Source organism: Aeoliella sp. (genome assembly GCF_965227375.1).
Taxonomy (GTDB): domain Bacteria; phylum Planctomycetota; class Planctomycetia; order Pirellulales; family Lacipirellulaceae; genus Aeoliella.
In genome coordinates, this window is record NZ_CBDDFX010000002.1 from 296,797 (window position 1) to 315,759 (window position 18,963).

At 63.3% G+C, this 18,963-nt stretch carries 15 protein-coding genes; 9 read left to right on the forward strand and 6 right to left on the reverse strand.

Translation table 11 applies throughout. From position 1 onward, the window contains the following. Positions 1-97: 97 nt before the first annotated feature. A complete protein-coding gene (locus tag ACQK2L_RS14280; RefSeq protein WP_425397696.1) occupies positions 98-538 on the reverse strand; it encodes a TraR/DksA family transcriptional regulator in 441 nt (146 codons plus the stop codon). A gap of 598 nt (positions 539-1,136) precedes the next feature. Here ACQK2L_RS14280 and ACQK2L_RS14285 point away from each other — a divergent pair. Beyond that, positions 1,137-3,728, forward strand: a complete 2,592-nt coding sequence (locus ACQK2L_RS14285) for an FHA domain-containing protein (RefSeq protein ID WP_425397697.1) — start codon at positions 1,137-1,139, stop codon at positions 3,726-3,728. Here ACQK2L_RS14285 and ACQK2L_RS14290 read toward each other — a convergent pair. Then, the gene (locus ACQK2L_RS14290; protein WP_425397698.1) at positions 3,725-4,738 is read right to left on the reverse strand and encodes a sugar phosphate isomerase/epimerase family protein; all 1,014 of its coding nucleotides are present in this window, start codon (positions 4,736-4,738) and stop codon (positions 3,725-3,727) included. The two genes, ACQK2L_RS14285 and ACQK2L_RS14290, sit on opposite strands and share 4 nt — an antisense overlap. Positions 4,739-4,810: 72 nt before the next feature. Further along, entirely contained in the window at positions 4,811-5,167 is a 357-nt protein-coding gene (gene queF / locus ACQK2L_RS14295) for a preQ(1) synthase (RefSeq protein WP_425397699.1), read from the reverse strand. Positions 5,168-5,290: 123 nt separating this feature from the next. Here queF and queC point away from each other — a divergent pair, with 123 nt between their 5' ends. Next, on the forward strand, positions 5,291-5,998 hold the full coding sequence (gene queC / locus ACQK2L_RS14300) for a 7-cyano-7-deazaguanine synthase QueC (RefSeq protein ID WP_425397700.1): 708 nt from the start codon (positions 5,291-5,293) through the stop codon (positions 5,996-5,998). Positions 5,999-6,032: 34 nt separating this feature from the next. Then, complete coding sequence (locus ACQK2L_RS14305) at positions 6,033-6,719, forward strand: 7-carboxy-7-deazaguanine synthase QueE (protein WP_425397701.1); 687 nt, start codon at positions 6,033-6,035, stop codon at positions 6,717-6,719. Between the two features lie 124 nt (positions 6,720-6,843). Here ACQK2L_RS14305 and ACQK2L_RS14310 read toward each other — a convergent pair whose 3' ends face one another. From ACQK2L_RS14310 to purD, 3 genes are all read right to left on the reverse strand, one after another. Further along, positions 6,844-7,923 carry a hypothetical protein gene (locus ACQK2L_RS14310; protein WP_425397702.1) on the reverse strand — a complete coding sequence of 360 codons (1,080 nt, stop codon included), beginning with the start codon at positions 7,921-7,923 and terminating at the stop codon, positions 6,844-6,846. Positions 7,924-8,071: 148 nt separating this feature from the next. After that, positions 8,072-11,515, reverse strand: a complete 3,444-nt coding sequence (locus tag ACQK2L_RS14315; RefSeq protein WP_425397703.1) for an FtsX-like permease family protein — start codon at positions 11,513-11,515, stop codon at positions 8,072-8,074. Further along, complete coding sequence (gene purD / locus ACQK2L_RS14320) at positions 11,473-12,753, reverse strand: phosphoribosylamine--glycine ligase (RefSeq protein ID WP_425397704.1); 1,281 nt, start codon at positions 12,751-12,753, stop codon at positions 11,473-11,475. The genes ACQK2L_RS14315 and purD overlap by 43 nt, the downstream gene beginning before the upstream one ends. Positions 12,754-12,936: 183 nt before the next feature. Here purD and ACQK2L_RS14325 point away from each other — a divergent pair, with 183 nt between their 5' ends. From ACQK2L_RS14325 to ACQK2L_RS14350, 6 genes are all read left to right on the forward strand, one after another. Beyond that, entirely contained in the window at positions 12,937-13,752 is an 816-nt protein-coding gene (locus ACQK2L_RS14325) for a hypothetical protein (protein WP_425397705.1), read from the forward strand. Beyond that, positions 13,753-15,045: a c-type cytochrome gene (locus tag ACQK2L_RS14330; protein ID WP_425397706.1), complete on the forward strand. Its 1,293-nt coding sequence runs from the start codon at positions 13,753-13,755 to the stop codon at positions 15,043-15,045. Between the two features lie 73 nt (positions 15,046-15,118). Beyond that, on the forward strand, positions 15,119-16,150 hold the full coding sequence (locus tag ACQK2L_RS14335; protein WP_425397707.1) for a COX15/CtaA family protein: 1,032 nt from the start codon (positions 15,119-15,121) through the stop codon (positions 16,148-16,150). Beyond that, on the forward strand, positions 16,147-17,064 hold the full coding sequence (gene cyoE / locus ACQK2L_RS14340) for a heme o synthase (protein ID WP_425397708.1): 918 nt from the start codon (positions 16,147-16,149) through the stop codon (positions 17,062-17,064). The genes ACQK2L_RS14335 and cyoE overlap by 4 nt, the downstream gene beginning before the upstream one ends. A 69-nt stretch (positions 17,065-17,133) precedes the next feature. Further along, entirely contained in the window at positions 17,134-18,072 is a 939-nt protein-coding gene (locus ACQK2L_RS14345; RefSeq protein ID WP_425397709.1) for an ATP-binding cassette domain-containing protein, read from the forward strand. Between the two features lie 93 nt (positions 18,073-18,165). Then, positions 18,166-18,963, forward strand: coding sequence for an ABC transporter permease (locus ACQK2L_RS14350; protein ID WP_425397710.1), 798 nt, complete (start codon positions 18,166-18,168; stop codon positions 18,961-18,963).

Sequence of the window (18,963 nt, forward strand, 5' to 3'; positions counted from 1 at the left end):
TGGTTTACCGCCGACGAGCGAAAAAAAGAAGCCGCCGACCTGGGGGGTCGGCGGCTTCGTTGGATTGCGTGGACTCTGCGGGATGAGACAGCAGACCCTACATCTCCAGGTCGGTAAGCGACACGTCGGCATCGGTGAAGCCGGTGTCGACTACTCGCCCCCAGTTGGCGTCTCCTCGCAAGTCGAGCTGGCCGTTCTCTGCGGCGCGCTGGCAGTCGATGCACATCGTCGCGTAGGGCAATGCTTGCAGGCGGGCGAGCGGGATCTTGGCGTTGCAGATTTCGCAATTGCCGTAGGTTCCCTGACGCATACTATCGAGCGCCCGCTCGATGTTGGCCAACTCGCGCGATTCCACTTCGGCCAATTGCGAACTGATTTCGTCCTGGGCGGCATCCAGCGCGGCATCCACCACGTCGCTGCCCGACTGCTCGCGAAGCTGTTTGAGCAAGCTCAAGTCGCCGGCCAATGCCCTACGTAAAGCGTCGCGGCGCTTCACCAGCACCTCGCGCATCTTTTGGATGGAATCTTTGCGTGCCATGGGTGTGCTCCTCGTTGCCTCCGACCGATCGCCATGCGGATCTGGCTGGCCGGCTCTCTGCTCTTCCGCAGTTTTACAATCCTCAGCAGGGGCTGCCTGCCGGGACTACATGGTGAGTAACTGCCGGTTGGGATGGGCTAAACCACAACCCTCCAGCCGTCACGGTAACTATAGTACGCAAGCGGGAATGGGAAGGTTGTCGTGGAATCGGTTTTTGTGGCTTGGCTGCTCCCAGGCTGCGTAACCCGCAGGTGTGAATTTTCCCTACTTTTTGTGTTGCAAATCGACCACACGACCCGGTCGGGTGCCCGCAAAACGACACCCGAGCGGGGGAGACACCTTGGCAAATGGCCGCTTGCCACCCGAAGCGCATTCCCGCTACACCAGCGCAATCGGCACATTCGGCGCAAGTGAATGAGCCCGATCAACGGGATTCCCGAACTTCGAATTGCTCCTCTGGCAGTTTTTGACGAGCAACACGCTGCGAGCTACATCTAATCAACGGGCCTTCACTGCGCGCAGTCTACGAGAGTTGCACGTTTGCGCAAGTAGCGAGGTGACCGGGGCAGATAGACAACGACAGAAGAACACGAAACCAATGACCCAAGCAGCCCTTCAAGCACCCGACACATCGTGCGAAGCCACCTGGCTGCTCCGCCGCGCCGACGAAGGCGATTGTCTCGTCCAGCTGGCGGTCGACAAGGTGACCATCGGCAGCGGCCAAAGCTGCACCCTGCGGCTCACGGACGAGGGGGTCCGACCGCTGCATTGCCTACTCACGCCCGGGCAGGAGGGCCCAGTGGTACGTCGGTGGTCGGATGGAACGCTTCTCAACGGCGAACCTTTCACCGAAGCCACCATGGCGCTGGGCGATCGCTTGACGATTGGTCCGGTGGAACTGGTTCTCGACCACCCTGCGATGGCCGAATCGGCCCCAGACACGGAGCCCGAGGAGGCGTACGCCGGCGATGGCGAGGAATCTGAGACCTGGTCGGACGACGCGACGCCAGAAAGCAACGAGTGGACCGACGTCGAGGAGCCAGCGGCCGAAGCGGAAGAAGAACCCGCTGCGCACGCTAGCAGAATCCAGCCGCTTGAAGCTTCGGTACGAACCAACCGCACCCGCGCCCGCCAGTTGGTACAACTGGCACGCCGCCAACGGCTCGAGAACGAGCAACTGTCGGCCGACTTGGCCAATCTTCAGGTCCGCCTGGTAGAACTCGAAGCCGAGCGGCATCAGCTTACTGGCGAGCGGGACGACCTGCGTAGCCAGCTCGGAACCTTGGCGCACGACATGCTCGAGGTTCGTGAAGAACTCAACGCGCGCACCAAAGCCGAGAACGAGCGAGTCGCGGAGTTGGAGCAACGCCTGACCGATCTGGAGCAACAGATCAGCGAGCGCGACGCCCTGGTGTACGACTTGCGTGAAGAGCTGTTGCGCAAGCAGGAAGCTGCCGAAGTTCAGCAGGCTGCGAGCGAGCCAACTGAAAGCGAGCTGCCCCTGCAATACGCCGGCGAAGCGGAGCCGACCGCTATTGCCCAGCAGCCGCCCGAGGCCGCGGAAGTTGAACCGGAGGCCGAACCCACGCCCGCGCCCGAACCCGTCAGCGAGAATCTCACGGAGCGGTTTGTCGATTGGGGCGCTGCGGACGAGCCCGAGGAAGCAACAAGCCACGAAGAGCAGCCCGCCGAACCAGCCAGATTTGCTTTTCCCGAGACGGAAGAGCCGACCGCTGCGGCCGATCCCATCAGCGACTATCTGTGGGATGCAGATCAACACACCGAACCAATGGACGACGACCCGCTGAACGCCGAGGCAACGCCTGAACCCGCTCCGGCGGGCGAGGGGTTGTGGGATATCGAAGTCCAAACGCCAAAGGCAGTAGAGTCGGCCGAGTATGACCTGAGCGAGCCGGAGCCCGCAGTGGCCGAGGAGTCCCTGACTTCGACCCGCGAGCCTGAAAGCCCGCCGGAAGAGCCGACCACAGACCCGATCGCCACGGCGGACACCGAACCGGAAGCTGAGGGCGACGTATGGGGCCGTTTGAACTCGCTACGAGCGGCGGCGTCGGAAAAGTTGCATCACGAAGTGGAGCATACTGAGGAAGAAGCGGAGGTAGCCGAATCGCTGCCCGACGCTACTGACGCGGGGACAGAGATCGACACACCAGAAGCCGAGCAGGCTTTTGACCCATTCCAGCAACCGACCGACGAACCTGCGGACGAACCCGCCGCCGAAGATTCAACAAGCGATGATGCCTGGAGCAGCACTACCGATGCAACCGAGTTGGAGCCGCAGGATGAGTCTTCAGTCGAACCACCGACCGAATTGCTCGCCGAGCCGCAACCGGAGCCACTTGACGAACCAGTCGCCGAGGAAACTCCGGCGGTGCTGCCCACTACGGCATTCGACGCACCCCCCGAACCGGTCAAGGAACAGGAAGAGCAGGTTTCGTTCGTAGAGCGATACAAGCACCTGCTGGAAGAAGAAGGCAACGACCTGCAGCCACCGGCCGCAGAAACACCCGCCATTGAACCGCCGGTGCCGCAGCCGGTCGCTGAGACTCCAGCAGGTGAGGAAGACGGAGACGAGTCGATCGAAGACTACATGGCGAAGATGATGGCCCGCCTGCGCGGCGAGTCGTCTCCCGAGCCCGCACCCACCGCGAACGATTCCCCCAAACCGGCAGAGTCCTCTGAGGTAGCTTCGGCGCATCCCATGCCGAAGTCGACCGAGTCCATTTTGGCGCGGCCCAACCCACTGACCTCCATGCTGACGGCAGAGTCGGCGGAGCTGGCGGAGCCCGAGAAGCCATTGGAGAATCTGGAGGAGATCAAGTCGGCGGCGAAGCCGGAGCAAGCAACCGATATGTCCTCCCTACGCGACCTGGCCAATAGCTCGGCGCGCGAGGCGATCAAGATTGCCAACTCGCGGCGTCATCGCGAGCTGGCGTTGTCGAACCTGCTGATGTGCGCCACCGGCGCGATCGGCGGAGCGTACCTGGTTTGGTCCTCTGGCGGACAACTCGGCCTACAAATGTTCTGCGGCGCCGGCGCCATCGCGGGAGCGGGCTTCTGGGCACTGCGCACCGCACGTGCTATGTCCGCGCCTTCGGCGCCGAAAGTGAAGCAGCCGGTGCAGGACGACAGCTCCAGCGAACTGCCCATCGCCGGCGTCGAGAAGCACTAGAAGCCTCGCGAAGCGACGACGTCGTCCCAGCCGCGGATGTCGTACTCGATGCCGACAAAGTCGAGCACCCGTCGCAGTCCACGCAGCGCAACGCCCATTCCGTCGGGGCCGCTAAACCCACCGAACTGGCCGCCGCCTTTGAGGTGCGGCTCGAGATCGAGGAACACGCCCGGAATGCCCCGCCGTTTGAGCTTGCGGGTGAGCTTGGGCAGCACCTCCTTGAAATCTTCCAGAATCCGCGCGTGGCCGCTGTCGCCCATGTCGGCCGGCACAAAGTTCTTCAGCTTTTCCTCTTCGACGTGGTCGGTCTTGCCAGTGAGCGTCGGATCGCGGTAGTCCTTGATGTGCATCCAGCCGAGGCTGGGCTTCATCGCCAGGTACTCCTGGTACACCTCGTCGGTGCTCATGCCCTGACTCACGAGGTTGCCCCCGTCGAAGATGGTGACCATCGCCGGGTGGTTCACTTTGCGGTGCAGTTCGGCCAATAGCTCGCCGGTCTGGCCAATCAAGTTGGCCTCGACCTCCAGGCCGAAGGTCAAATCGCTGCGATGGCACAGCTCGGCGATTTCGCCCAACTGGTCGGCCGCCTGGTTGATGTGCTCGCGCGGGTCGGTGCCCTTGGGATGGTAGAAGCTGAAGCCGCGAATCAGTTTGGTCTCGAATGCATGGGCCAGCTCGCACGCCTTCTTCACTTCGCTCTTCAAGTACTTCTTGAACGGCACGTAGCGGTTCTTGGTGCCGTCTTTCTTGTCGAGCAGCTTGACCTTGCCGATGGGCGAGCCGATCGACGCCACGTTCATGCCGAATTCGTCTTCCAGGTGGCGGAGCTTCGTGATTTCGCTCTTGGTGAGCTGCATCACGTTCTTGATGCCGTTGCCGACGTCGACGAATCGCAGGCTGTAGTACTCCAAACCAATGGCAGCGAATGCGGCGAATTGTTCGATGGCGGTCTTGTGGTTGGCCGCTTCGTCAGCAAAGCCAGAGAGGATAACGCGGGGTTGATCGGCCATTGATTCCTGAGGGGGTACGAGTCGATACGCCTGCGCGGACGCAAGAATAGGGTTACTACATTACCGCGACGATTACATCGCCGCGGCATATTGGGCGGTTACGGTTTCGGTAATGCCGCCTCGGGCGTTGAACGCTGCCTCGATCTTCATCCAGCGCGGCTTGCTAACCGAAACCAGATCGTCGAGCATCGTGTTGGTAACGTGCTCGTAGTAAATGCCCTGGTTGCGGTAGCTCTGCAAGTACATCTTCAGGCTCTTTAGCTCAATGCAGGCCTTGTCGGGAGTGTACGAAATGGTCAAGGTGCCAAAATCGGGCTGACCTGTTTTTGGACAGACCGAAGTGAACTCCGGGGCCACGATCTCGATCTTGTAATCGCGGTCGGGAAACTGGTTTTCAAAAGTCTCGAGTAGTTGACGGTTTTCAGACATGATGGGGACCTTTCCTCCTATCGGGCGAGTGGCCATTTTGGCATGATGACCCGTGTGGCGAAAGGTGCCGCAAAACTGAGTCTAATCACTTCAGGCTGCCCGCTGACCCAAATTTTAGGGACCATGACTCTGAATAAACGCGACAAACCAAAAGCCGTTGTGCTGCTGTCGGGGGGGCTCGATTCGGCTACCACCACGGCCATCGCCCTCGACCAGGGGTTCGACGTCCACGCCCTGAGCGTCGACTACGGGCAACGTCATCGGTTCGAACTCGAAGCGGCTGACCGCGTGGCCCAGGCCCAGGGAGTGAGCGAGCACAAGACGGTTTCGATCACGCTCGACCGCCTGGGCGGAAGCGCACTGACCGACGATATCGAAGTGCCACACGACCGCGACGATGAGTCGATCGCCACCGGCATCCCGGTCACCTATGTGCCCGCCCGCAATACGGTGATGCTGTCCTTGGCACTGGGATATGCCGAAGTGGTGGGCGCGGCCGACATTTTCATCGGCGTCAACGCGGTGGACTACAGCGGTTACCCCGACTGCCGGCCCGAGTACATCGCGGCCTATGAAAAACTGGCGAACCTGGCCACCAAAGCGGGCGTCGAAGGGACGTTGCGGTTCAAGATCCACACGCCGCTAGTAGAATGGACGAAGGCACAAATCATCGAATGCGGCACCCGACTAGGCGTCGACTATGGTTTGACCCACACCTGCTACAGCCCCAACCCGGCTGGCGTAGCGTGCGGCCACTGCGACGCCTGCCATCTGCGCAAGAAGGGCTTCGCCGAGGCGGGTTTGACCGATCCGATTGAGTACCAAGCCTGAAGAAGTCTGAGAACAGAGAACCGAGTTAGAGTAAATGCGGATCGCGGAAATCTACAAATCGACGCAGGGCGAAGGACTACTCACCGGAATGCCGAGCGTGTTCGTTCGCACCAGCGGCTGCAACCTTCGCTGCTGGTATTGCGACACGCCGTTCGCCTCGTGGATGCCCGAAGGCATCGACCTGGGCGTCGACGAGATCATCGCCCAGGTGGACGAGTGGGACTGCCCGCACGTGGTGCTGACCGGCGGCGAGCCGATGCTGTTCGCCGAGTTGATCCCGCTGTGCGAGGAGCTTCGACGTCGCGGACGTCATGTGACGATCGAGACGGCCGGCACGCTATTCTTGCCGCTGGAGTGCGACCTGATGTCGGTGAGCCCGAAGTTTGCCAGCTCCGCACCCAACCGCCAGGAGCACCACCGCTGGCATCATCGCCATAACGAGACGCGTCACCGTCCCGACATCGTGCGCGAGCTGATCGACCAGCACACCTACCAACTGAAGTTCGTCGTCGACACGCCCGACGATCTCACCGAGGTCGACGAGTATCTTGCGGAACTCGGCCCTGTGGAGGGCGACCGCGTGCTGTTGATGCCGCAGGGCACCGAACAACCGGAACTCGATCGCCGCGAAACATGGCTGCGACCCTACTGCCAGGAGCAGGGCTACGTGTTCTGCCCACGCAAGCAGATCGAGTGGTACGGCGGTGTGCGCGGCACTTGAGTAACCAGAAGTTTCAGGGTGGCTGGGGACGAGCTCCGCGAGCCCCCAGAAACTCACTTGCTGGGGGCTCGTTGCACTCGACCCCAGGCACCCGCAGACCGCGTGGCGGTCCGGCTATTTCGCACTATTTGGCCAGTGGATTTCGTGCTTCCGCCGGTTTGGCTTCGTCCACTTTTGGCTCTGGCTTGGGTTTCTCTTCCACTTTCTTGGCGGGTGGTTTGCCCCGGGGAGCGAACACCAGCACCATGGCCGAACCGGTGATAGCCAGGATCAATCCGGCGAGGAACCACGGACTCAGGTGCTCGAAATGTTCGTTGTACCAGGTGTCGAACAGCACGTTCACAACGGGTGCTCCGCCGAACACCAGTGGCATCACAAAGACTGGCTTGCCGCCGAAGTTGAACGCCATGATGATGCCCAAAGCGCCAACCGCGCCCGCGGCGCCGGCTCCGAGGCTCCACAGGGTTCCCGAAACCTTGGCGAATGAACTCGCTTCCGGCAGCACGCTGTTGAGCAGCATGAACGGCACCACCACCGCAATGGCAAAGTAGGCCAAGCCGACGCATAGCAGTGGTCGCAGTCGGCTGTGATCCATCGCCGCCTGACCTTTGTGCAGCACTGGCCCGTAAGCGCCCCAGCAGGCAATCACCGTGAGGATCGAGAGGATTCGATACACCCAGTCCATGAAGCCGCCGCTCAGGTCGGCCTCGCCGGTCGAAGGTTTGAACACCAGCACGGTCACCGCGCCGATCAACACGATGATCAAGCCGGCGAGGAACAGCGGCCCCACTTCTTTCAGCTTCTTGGCCCATACGATGGTGAGGAACGAGTTGACCACCGGCGCGCCGCCGAACACCAGCGGCATCACGTAAACCGGCTTACCGTCGAAGTTGAACGCCATGATGATGCCCAATGCGCCAATCGCACCGAGCGCACCGCCCGCCAGGCTCCAGATGACGCCCGACATGCTCCAGTGGCCCTTTTCGCCTTTGAAGTACAGGATCAAGGCCGGGACAATCACGCCGATCAGAAAGTAAGCGAGTCCCACGCAAACAAACGGCCGTAGCCTTGCAATATGTGGAGGCGGGACGTCGGTAGGACCGGTATACATGCCGTGCTGCCCGAAGTGCAGCACCGGCCCGTAAAGACCCCAGCACAGGATCGTGATGGCGAACGAGGCAACGACGAAAAGCAGGCTGCGCATGTGGAGTAGCCGGGGGAGATGGGAAGGGGAGGTGTTGGCGGGAACTCTACTCTAGCTAAAACGACGCTCATCGGCCACCGCAGCCGTAGGAAGCAACTCGCTGGGGGCTCGCGGAACTCGACCCCAGACACCCAACAGCAACTGGTCCTCAGTCGCCGCGCAGGGCCGGCAGGATGGCCTGTCGCAACGCGCCACGGGTGGCGAGCCACGTGGCGGCCACGCCAACCGCCACAACAACCGCGAGCAAGCCCAGCATCGTCCGCCAGGGCAGGGCGGTTTGGTACACGCTCAATTGCGGTAGGAGGGCCAGCGCCGCCGCGATGCCGCCCAGCAGCAGGCCGCCCAACAGCAGTGCGAGGTTCTCGAGCAGCACCAGCGCCACGACGCGCCGACGGGAGAAACCGACCGCCTGCACCAAGGCCAACTCGCCGCGTCGTTCCAGGACATTGCGAAGCTGCACCACGGCCAGGCCAATGGTACCGAGCAACAGGCCCAGCCCGCCGAGGACCTGGAACGTCGAGAGGTACGTGTTCTGCACCGCCAGGAAGCCGGCGAGTCGATCGCTGGCCGGAGTGACTGCCATGCCGTAGTCACCAAGCCGGTCCTCAAGCATTGCGCTGAGCGAGGTCTCTGCATCCGTTGCAAGTTCATCGGTGTCCTTGATCAGAAACAACTGCGAACCCGACTCGCCGGGGTAGAGCCGGCGGAAGTTTTCGTCGCTCACCACCAGGTCGCCCTGTAGGATGCTGTTCTTCAATAGCCCCACCACTTCGAGCGTAACCAGTTGGTCATCGCCATCGCGAATCGTCAGCCGGTCACCCGGCGAGCCCGACAGGTGCAGGCTGTACATGGCCGTGGCGAAGTCGAGCACCACCGGCACCACCCGACCATGCTCATCGGTTCCCAAGTCGGCACTAAGGTCGGGCACGGCCCGCTCGGCAGCGAGTTTCGCGCCCCAGGCAAAGTCGGCCAGCACGCGGTCGCTATCGCGCACACCCACCACGCGAGGCTGCGCGGTGCGGTACAGATTCAAGCAGCTGGCGTCTTCGCCGCCGTGCACGCGAAGCGACTCGACCCGGCAACCGGCCAGGCGGTCCATCTCCTCGTCGCGGAAGGCGAGTTCGATCTGCCCATCTTCGGTGCCGAAGTCGTAGTGCAGCGGGACGTCGCTGGTGGTAAACCAGTCGTAGCCGCCGGTGCCCTCCTCGGTGGGCGCTAACCGGAACGCACTGATCGACAGCAACAGAAAACTAGCGGCCGCTACCAGTCCGACGGTCAGTGTGCTCCGCCCCGGGCGGCGGGCGAGGTTCGCCAAGGCCAACTGAACGAGCGACATGTGTCGCACCTGCTGCCGACTGGCGGCCGCGCGTTGCCAGTGCCGACGAAGCAATCCCAACAGCCCGGCGAGCACCAACGCGCCGACGCCAAAGAACGCCCCCGCCTGAGCTTCGCCGCGGATGGTGGTGCCAAACACGGCAAGCCCTACCGCGGCCAGCAGCATCAGTTCCGACAGATGCCAATTGCGCCGCGGCTTGCCTGTCGGCGTGCGGTCGTCGACCACTCCCGCGAGCAGACCGCGGGGCGATTGCCGCAGGACGCTTCGCAATGTCCACCAAGTGGTTGCCCACGCGGTGGCGAGCCCCAACAGCAGGCCGATTGGCAGGCTCCAGGGGCCGACGTGCACCTGCAGGAACGGCGCCGAGATGGCCGCTACCCACAAGGTCTTCAGCCCCGTGACCATCGCCCAAGCGTAGAAGATCCCGAGCAACACGCCGACCAGTGCCCCGGCCGCCGCGACACACATTGCTTCGACGGTGAGCAGCCGGCGGGAGCGTTTGGCGTCGAATCCCACGGCCGACAGCAAGCCGATCTCCTGTGCGCGGCTTTCAATGCCCAGGCGGAACAACAGCACCAGCAGCATAATGGCCGAGGCGATCAGGAACATGCTGAAGCCCAGGAACAACCCGTCGAAAGGAGTCGTGCCGCTGGCCGCCGCCAGGCCCTGTGCTTTGACCGGCATGAAGGTGAATCCCAGCGTCCCCGGGTCGATGGCCGCCCGCAGCCGCTCAGCGACCGTCTCGGCGGTGACGTCTTCGGAGGCTGCAGTGCGAAGTAAACTTACGCTGCCCCACCGGGTACTCCAGGTGGCACTCGCCAGGCGGAACGACACGAAGGCCTTAGGCGTGGTGCGGAACTCGTCCCAGTAGTCTTCGTCGTGTTGGGTGATTCGCTCCACCAACTCGAACGGCAGATCCCAGTCGGCGATCGACTGCTGGTCGGTCACGCCTTCGAGTTGCGGCGTCAGGTTCGGGTCGGCCGCAGCCGTGGGTGTGCCGTCCGGCTTTTGCAACTCAACAATCGCAGCCAGCGTTAACTCCAGCGGCGGTTCGTGTTCGCGGAGGTTGCCGTGCGTGCTCTCGGGCTCGTAGTAACGCAGCGTTACTTTGTCGCCAACCTCTGCGTCAAGTTGATCGGCGGCCCAACGATTGAGCACGATCTGGTCGTCGGTCAGTTCGATCACTTTGCCTTGCTCGTCCAGCGTCGGGCCGAGTTTGTCGCTGGAATAGACGCCCGTCACCGTGGAGTAGGGCACTTTCTTGCCATTCACCTCGAGCGTGTTGGCCAGGTAGGTGATGATGGGCTGCAGCGTCTCTTCGGCAAACTCACGCTGCGCGGCCAGCACCACTTCGGGCGGGATCACCAGCCCTTCGGCCGAGATCTGCACATACGGGCCATCGACGTCGTGCTGCTCGACAGCGAGCCCCAGGTCGACAAGTTCGGGATCGAAGTAGGCGGCCAGCCAGTCGCCGGCCGAATCGTCGGTGGCTCGGTTGATCTCGTCGCTGGTGACCAGGATGGCGTTAGCGCGGCCCGGTTGTTCGATCGCGCTGGCAAGCTGCTCGAGCGGGGCGAACACCGCCCGCGGCGGGCGCTGCGAGGGACGCAAGCCAAACCGCGCCAGCCCGCGATCCGGCAGCACGCCGGCCACCCTGAATCGCTCGCCGGCCACGGTGTCGACCTTCTCGCCCAGCGGGCTGTCGGCCGGCACGTCCGACACCAGCGGCAGTTGCAACAGGATCTCGTCGCCGGCCGCAACACCGAGATCGTTGGCCACTTGCTGCGTGATCCAAACTCCCTCGGCACCCGCGTTGGAACGTGGATCGCGCTCGCCGACCGACCAGAACGCTTCAGTCACTCCGTACAAGTCGAGTTCGCTGGCGCGCCGCAGTTTGTCGTCCACGCGAGCAGTGGCCGAGCCTCGCAGGATGAGAGCCGGCATGGCCGACTCGAAACGCTGCTCGAAGCCTTCAGTCGCGGCGAGTTCGCTGGCTAGCTCTGCGCGAAACAGCCGCGGCGTCGTGAGCACCTGATCGATTCGACCGAGCCGCTGTAGCGTGAGATCACGCAGGCTGCCCCGCACCGAATCGCCTACCACCAACGCTCCGGTCAGCACGGCCGTGGCCACCGCCACCGCGGCGGCGACCGCCAGGTGCATCCGCCAATGATGCCGGAGGTTGGCCACGATGTAGCTGAATGCGTCGATGTCGATTACCCCGCCGAGATGGCTTTGTCGGCGATGTCTTTGCGGCACCAGGCGCCTTCCCAGCGGATGCACTTCACCGCCTGGTAGGCCAGCAGTTTGGCTTTGGCGACCGTGTCGCCCAGGGCGGTGACGCCCAGTACGCGGCCGCCGGTGTTCACCACCTGGCCATCGACGATCGAGGTGCCCGCGTGGAACACCTTCACGTCCTCCAGCGCGGCCGCTTCGCTCAATCCGCGAATCGGATAGCCCTTCTCGTAGCTGCCAGGATAGCCCTCGCTGGCCATCACCACGCAAACCGCCGGGCGGGGGTCCCACTCCAGGTCGCCCACTTCGTCCAGTCGCCCGTCCACGGCTGCTTCGAGCACATCCAACAGGTCGGTCTTCAGTCGCATCAACAGCGGCTGGCACTCGGGATCGCCGAAGCGGACGTTGTACTCCAGCACCTTCGCGCCGCCCTTGGTGAGCATCAGTCCCGCGTACAACACGCCGCGGAACGGCTTGCGGCTGCGCTTCATCTGATGAATCGTCGGCACCAGCACGCTCTCCTCGACGCCGGCCAACATATCGTCGGTTACCAGCGGTGTGGGGCAGTAGGCGCCCATGCCGCCGGTGTTGGGTCCTTGGTCGCCATCGTAAGCCGGTTTGTGATCCTGCGCGGCCGGCAGCGTGATGAGCGTCCGCCCGTCGGTGATGGCCAGCACGCTCGCTTCCTGGCCGACCAGCCGCTCTTCGATCACCAGTTGATTGCCGGCCTCGCCGAACTCCTTGCTGCCGGCGATGCGATCGACCGCGATCAGCGCCTCGGCGCGATTGCTACACACGATCACTCCCTTGCCGGCAGCCAAGCCATCGGCTTTGACCACCACGGGATCGTCATCCCGCTCGGTCAAGTAGTGCGTCGCACTCTCGGCGTCGCGAAACACGCGGTAGTCGGCGCTTGGCACGTCGGCGTTGCGAAGCAAGTTCTTGCAAAACACCTTGCTGCCTTCGAGTTCAGCCGCGGCCTTGGAAGGACCAAACGCGCGAAGGCCCGCATCCTGCAGCGCGTCGACCATGCCGGCCACCAGAGGAGCCTCCGGACCGACGACCGTCAGGCCGACGTCGTTGTCTTTGGCAAACTTGACCACCGCGGGGATGTCGGTGGCCGAAATGTCGACGTTCACCGCGTCGGTCGCCGTGCCGGCGTTGCCGGGCGCGACGAACACCGTCTCGACGCGCGGACTTTGGGCAAGCTTCCAGGCCAACGCGTGCTCGCGGCCGCCGTTGCCTACGACTAGAACGTTCATGACTTCACCAAGCTATGGATACAGAGTGGAATGAATGCCCAAATTCTACGCCTTGGGGTGGTTTGTCGAAACCCACACGAATCAGCAGGTCCCGGTGCGACGATTCGTCGCGGGTGGCCATTTGGCGGGGCTTTCGATACGCTAACATGGGCTGTTTCCACCTCTCCTGCCAAGGATTGATCCATGCGAACTCTGGGACTGCTGCTGGCCGTTGTCTGCGGGTCGATGATCGCCACGGCCGCGCTCGCGGACGAAGGCTGGGGCACCTTGCGGGGCAAGCTGGTGCTCAAAGGCGCCCCGCCCGAAGCGTTGAAGCTCGACCTGGGCAAAGACAACTACTGCTGCGACGCTGAACCCAAAGACCAAAGCCTGGTGCTCGACGAGTCGCAGGCCATCGCCAACGTGGTGATCTACCTGCGGCCGCCGCGCGGCGAGAAGCTGGCGGTGCATCCCGACTATGAAAAGGCGGCCGACAAACCTGTGGAGCTGGACAACAAGGGCTGCGCGTTCGAGCCGCATGTGGTGACCGTTCGCACCGGGCAACCGCTGGTGCTGAAGAACACCGACCCGGTGGGCCACAGTGTGAAAGCCGAGCTTGGCGACGAGTCGTTCAACTTCATGCTCTCGGCCGAGGGCGACCAACAGCTCGAGTTCGAAGAGGCCCAACGCCTGCCGCGGCCCATCTCGTGCAGCATCCATCCCTTCATGCGGGGGTGGATCGTCGTGCGGGACGATCCCTACATGACGATCAGCGCGAAGGACGGCACTTTTGAGATCAAGAACCTGCCGGCCGGCGAGCATGAGATCCAGTTCTGGCACGAGCGCCCCGGGTACTTGAAGAACTGCAAGTCGGACGCAGCCGAACTCGATCGTCGCGGGCGAGTGAAAGTGACCATCACTCCGGGTGAAGAGACCAACCTCGGCACGATCGAAGTCGATACCGCGTTGATGGCCGTCGAAAGCGAGCCAGCTGAGAGCGAGCCCGCCAAGAGCGAATAGATGCGACCCATGCGCTTTCACTGGCTCCTTCCCACCGCACTGCTGGCGCTCTCCGCCATCGGATGCAAGAGCCGCGCGCCGCAATTCACGCCCAACCACATGGCGATGGACAACGTGCAGTTGGTCGCCGAGCACCAGCAGCAGGTAGCTGACGTGCTCGAAGAGTTGTTTGGCACGCCCGACGATCCCCGCGTGCCCGACGGTGTGGATTTGGACTTGGAACTGCTGCAGATGGCGGCCGGCCAAGCGGGCTACGTCAAAGACCCTGAAGACCCGCAAGGCGAGGAGTACCTGCAGCGCGGGCTGTACCGCCAACATTGCGCAAGTTGCCACGGCGTCACGGGCAATGGCCGGGGCCCAGCGGCCGCGGTGCTCGAGCCCTACCCGCGCGACTTTCGTCCCGGCGTGTTCAAGTGGAAGTCGACCCGCCTGGCGAGCAAACCAACTCAGGACGACCTGCTGCGCGTCATCGAGCGCGGCGTGCCCGGCACCTCGATGCCGTCGTTTGAACTGCTGAACGAGCAGCAACTCGCCGCGGTGGCCGAGTACGTTCGTTACCTGGCCGTGCGAGGGCAAGTGGAGCGCGAACTGGTGCTCACGGTGGCCGACGAATTGGACTTCGATCCCACCACCGGCACGACCGACGACCCGTTCGACCCGGCGGGCGATGAAGACCATCAAGCGATCGTCGACGAGATCGTCCGCAACGTGGCCACCAGCTGGCAGAGAGCGGGCGAGCAGATCGTCGAGCCCGATCCAAAGTTCATTCCGGCCGAAGATCGTACCGAGCAACAAATCGCGCAATCCATCGAGGCCGGGCGAGAGTTGTTCCTCTCGCCGCGGGCCAAGTGCACCGATTGCCACGGCCCCGACGGCAACAGCCCCGTGGTAAAGGACTACGACGACTGGAACCAAGCGGTGCTCGACTTCCGTAAGCAGACCGCCACGCTGGCTGCGCAGTTGGATCGCGAAGCCGAAACTCTGCAGTCGCTCGACCCGCCCCAAGCGAAGCGGGCCAGCGAGCGACTCGCGGCCGAACGCGAGCGGCTGCAAGAGCGCGAGCGGGTGGCGGCCGAGTTGCTCACACCGCAAATGTCCCGGCCGCGGGACTTGGCCGACGGGGTGTTTCGTGGGGGTGACGAGCCAATCGACCTGTTTCGCCGCCTCCACCAGGGCGTGGCCGGCACGCCGATGCCGGGGCAGGGGAGCCCGCGGCCCGGCGTGGAGGGAGCACTGACCGAAGAGGAAATCTGGCAATTGGTCGATTTTGTGCGAGCCGCACACGACCAATGACACCCCCATGGGGTGCGACAATTTGACCACTTTTGTCGGCCCCTTGGGTGTCCGTATACTACTAAGTTTGCTCATGTCGCCTCCCGAATCCCAACGCCGAACCTCCACCGACGCCGAGCTTGCGCCCGCGCGCTGGACTCGTCGGGTGGCCTGGCTGTTGTGCGGCGTGACGTTTCCGCTGCTGTGGGTCGGCGGGCTGGTGACCACCACCAAAAGCGGCATGGCCGTGCCCGACTGGCCGGCCACCTATGGCTACAATCTGCTGCTCTACCCATGGACCACCTGGATCTTCGGCCCCTGGGATCTGTTCGTCGAGCACGGTCACCGCCTGCTCGGTATGCTCTCGGGGCTGGTGACCATCCTGTTGCTGATGATGTTCTACAAGTACGAAACGCGACCCTGGATAAAAACCGTGGGCGTGGTCGCCCTGGTGGCTGTGATCGCCCAGGGCGTGCTCGGCGGCTTGCGCGTCGTGCTCGACGAGCGACTGCTGGCCATGGTGCATGGGTCGGCGGGTCCGCTGTTCTTTGTGCTCACGGTGGCGATCGTGGTGTGGACGTCGCGCACCTGGCTCACCGCGCAGCGAAACGATCAACAAAGCTTGGTGCGCCTGGCAACGCTGGCCACCGCCACTGGGGTACTGGTGTACGTGCAAATGGTGGTCGGGGCGATGCTTCGCCACATGCCGGTCACCGTGTCGCCCTATTCGTTCGAAAGCGTGGTAAAGGTTCATCTGCTGCTGGCCGGCATGGTGCTGTTGCTCACGCTGCTGGTCGCGCGCATGGCGCTAGCCACCGACGCGCCGACTGGCGTGCGCCGCACCGGATGGGCCATGCTGTTGGTCGTCGTCGCACAAATCACTCTGGGACTCGCCACTTGGGTGAGTAAATACGGCGTGCCGGTCTGGGCGCGGAGCATGTATCCCGTTGCGACCAAGTCGGTGCTGGCCGACGGCTGGACACAAGCGCACATCGTAACCGCGCACCAGGCGGTCGGCTCCGTGCTACTCGCCACGCTTGTCGTTTCCGCGATGCTCGCCTGGCGATACGCCCCTGAGACCATTACACAAACCGATTCGTTGCCTACAGGAGTTGCCACAGGATGAGCACTTCGACAACCACCACCGCAACTTTGGCCCCCGAGCGAACCGGTTGGACGGCGCGGCTGGCCGACTACTGGGAGCTGACCAAGCCCCGCATCGTGGCGATGGAACTGATCACCATCGCAATGGGCTTCTACCTGGCGGCTTCGGCCGATTGGTCGGGTTGGGTGCTGTTCGCGACGTGTCTCGGTACGGGACTGGTCGCCGGCAGCGCAAGCGCGCTGAACATGTGGCTCGAACGTCGACTCGATGCCCTGATGGTGCGGACCGCCAACCGGCCGCTGCCCGCCCAGCGATTGCGGCCGCGCGAAGCGTTGGTGTTCGGCAGTGTGCTGCTGGTGGCCGGAGCAATTCTGCTGGCCGCGGGTCCCGGCGTGCCGACGTTGGTGCTGGGCATCGTCACCTGGGTCCTGTACGTGGTGATCTACACCCCGCTGAAGACGCGATCCACGCTGAACACGGCCGTCGGCGCGGCGAGCGGTTCGTTGCCAATTGTTATGGGCTGGGTCGCTGCGGGTGGTGAGTTCGGTGGCTTTGTCCTTTCGCTGTTTGGCGTGTTGTACCTGTGGCAGTATCCGCACTTCATGGCCATCGCCTGGCGTTGTCGCGACGATTACCAGCGTGGCGGGTACGTGATGAGCACCACCGTCGACCCAACAGGTCGCCGTGCGGGCATCGAAGCGGTGGTTGGCTCGCTGCTGTTGTTGCCGGTGAGCCTGGTGCCCGCCTGGCTGAGTTCGTCTAGCCTGTTGGCTGGTTTGTACATGGTGTGGGCCGTGTTGCTGTCGAGCGTTTACATTTGGGCGTCGATTCAGTTTGCCCGCTCGCCCGGCGACGCCACGTCGCGGACGCTGCTGCGGGCGAGCTTGCTGTACTTGCCGCTGTGGATTCTGGGGCTGCTGTTGGTGGCCGTTTAATTTCGCCCGGCGGGCAGTTACAGTGTTACCTTTCGCGGCCATCCGTCCCTCGCCCTGGTTCGTACCCTCATGCCCGACACGCCAGCCCTCTCGATTCGCGACGTTCGCTACCGCTACGGCGAGCACCAGGCGGTCCGCGGCGTCTCGCTGGATGTCGCCCCCGGCGAAGTGTTCGCCCTGCTGGGCCCCAACGGCAGCGGCAAAACCACGCTGTTCCGGCTGATCTCGACGCTCGTGCCACTGCAAGAGGGCGAGATCGACGTACTCGGCGTCAGCCTCCGCGAGCACCCGGCCGCGGTTCGCGGCCACCTGGGCGTGGTGTTCCAGTCGCCCAGCATCGACAAGAAGCTCACCTTGCTCGAAAACCTGATGCACCACGGGCGGTTGTACGGGCTCGGCGGTAGCCTGTTGAAACATAGGGCCACGGAGATGATCGAGCGGCTCGGTCTGGCCGACAAACTGACCGACTCGGTCGAGACGCTCTCCGGCGGCCAGCGCCGGCGAGTCGAACTCGCCCAGGCGATGCTGCACGATCCAAAGCTACTGGTGCTCGACGAGCCAGCCACCGGGCTCGACCCCGGCGCGCGAAGCGACATCTGGAAGTACTTCGCTACGCTCTCCGAAGAGGGCGTCACCATCGTGCTCACCACGCACCTGCTGGAAGAAGCCGAGCGGGCCGATCGTTTGGGCATCATGCACCGAGGCGAACTCGTGGCGCTCGACACCCCGCTGGCCCTGCAGTCTTCGCTCGGCGGCGACACGATCACGCTTCGCACCTCCGGCGCGCAGCCGCTCGCAGACGAGATCGCCGGCAAATTCAGCCTCACGCCCACCGTGGTCGACGGCACCGTGCGACTCGAACACCCCGACGGGCACCAGTTGATACCGCAACTGGTCGAAGCGTTCGGCGACCAGATCGACGCAGTCACGCTGGGCAAACCAACGCTCGAAGACGTGTTCATCGCTCGCACGGGGCACCGTTTCTTTACCGACACCGAAAACGAGTGATGCAGCAGGATTCGCCAGAATTCTGACCAAACCACCAGACCATCCGAATTCTTGTGAATCCGGCTACGAATTATTCTCTCAACTACCAAACGCATGTCTTCCACCACGCTCGAAACTCGCTCGGTGCCTGTGCTTCCCGCCATCGCTACGCTGGCGTGGCGCGAACTGGTGCGGTTCTTCCGCCAGCGCACCCGGGTGTTCGGTGCGCTGGGGCAGCCGATCATCTTTTGGCTGATGTTCAGCGAAGGATTCAAGGCGGTTGACCTCGGCTACGCGTATCAGTTTCCCGGCATCCTGGCGATGATCCTGCTGTTCACTGCCATCTTCACCACCATCAGCATCATCGAAGACCGCAACGAAGGCTTCCTGCAAGGCGTGCTGGTCTCGCCGGTGCCGCGGTGGGCCATGGTGTTCGGAAAGGTGCTCGGCGGATCGATCATCGCCTGGTTGCAAGCGCTGCTGTTCATGCTGTTGGGCTGGGCGACTATCTCCGAAATCAATCCACCGATCTCCGGCGTGCTGGCCGCGATGGCGCTGATGATGGTCATGGCCATCGCGCTGACCGGCCTGGGGTTCTTCCTGGCCTGGAAAACCGACTCGAGCCAGGGTTACCACGCCATGATGAGCTTGCTGCTCTTTCCCATGTGGTTGCTCTCCGGTTCGTTCTTTCCTGTGCATTCCGACAGCATCATTGGCTGGCTTGTGATGGTGAACCCACTGACCTACGGCGTCGCCGGATTGCGACATCTTTTGGCGGATGGCAAGACCATCGACGACGGTTGGCTGCCCAGCTTGGAACTCTCCTGGGGCGTGACGATTGCGTTCGCCGTGGTGATGCTGGTGCTCTGCACCCGCATCGTCGAAACTCGTACCCAAGGCGACCTTAAGTAA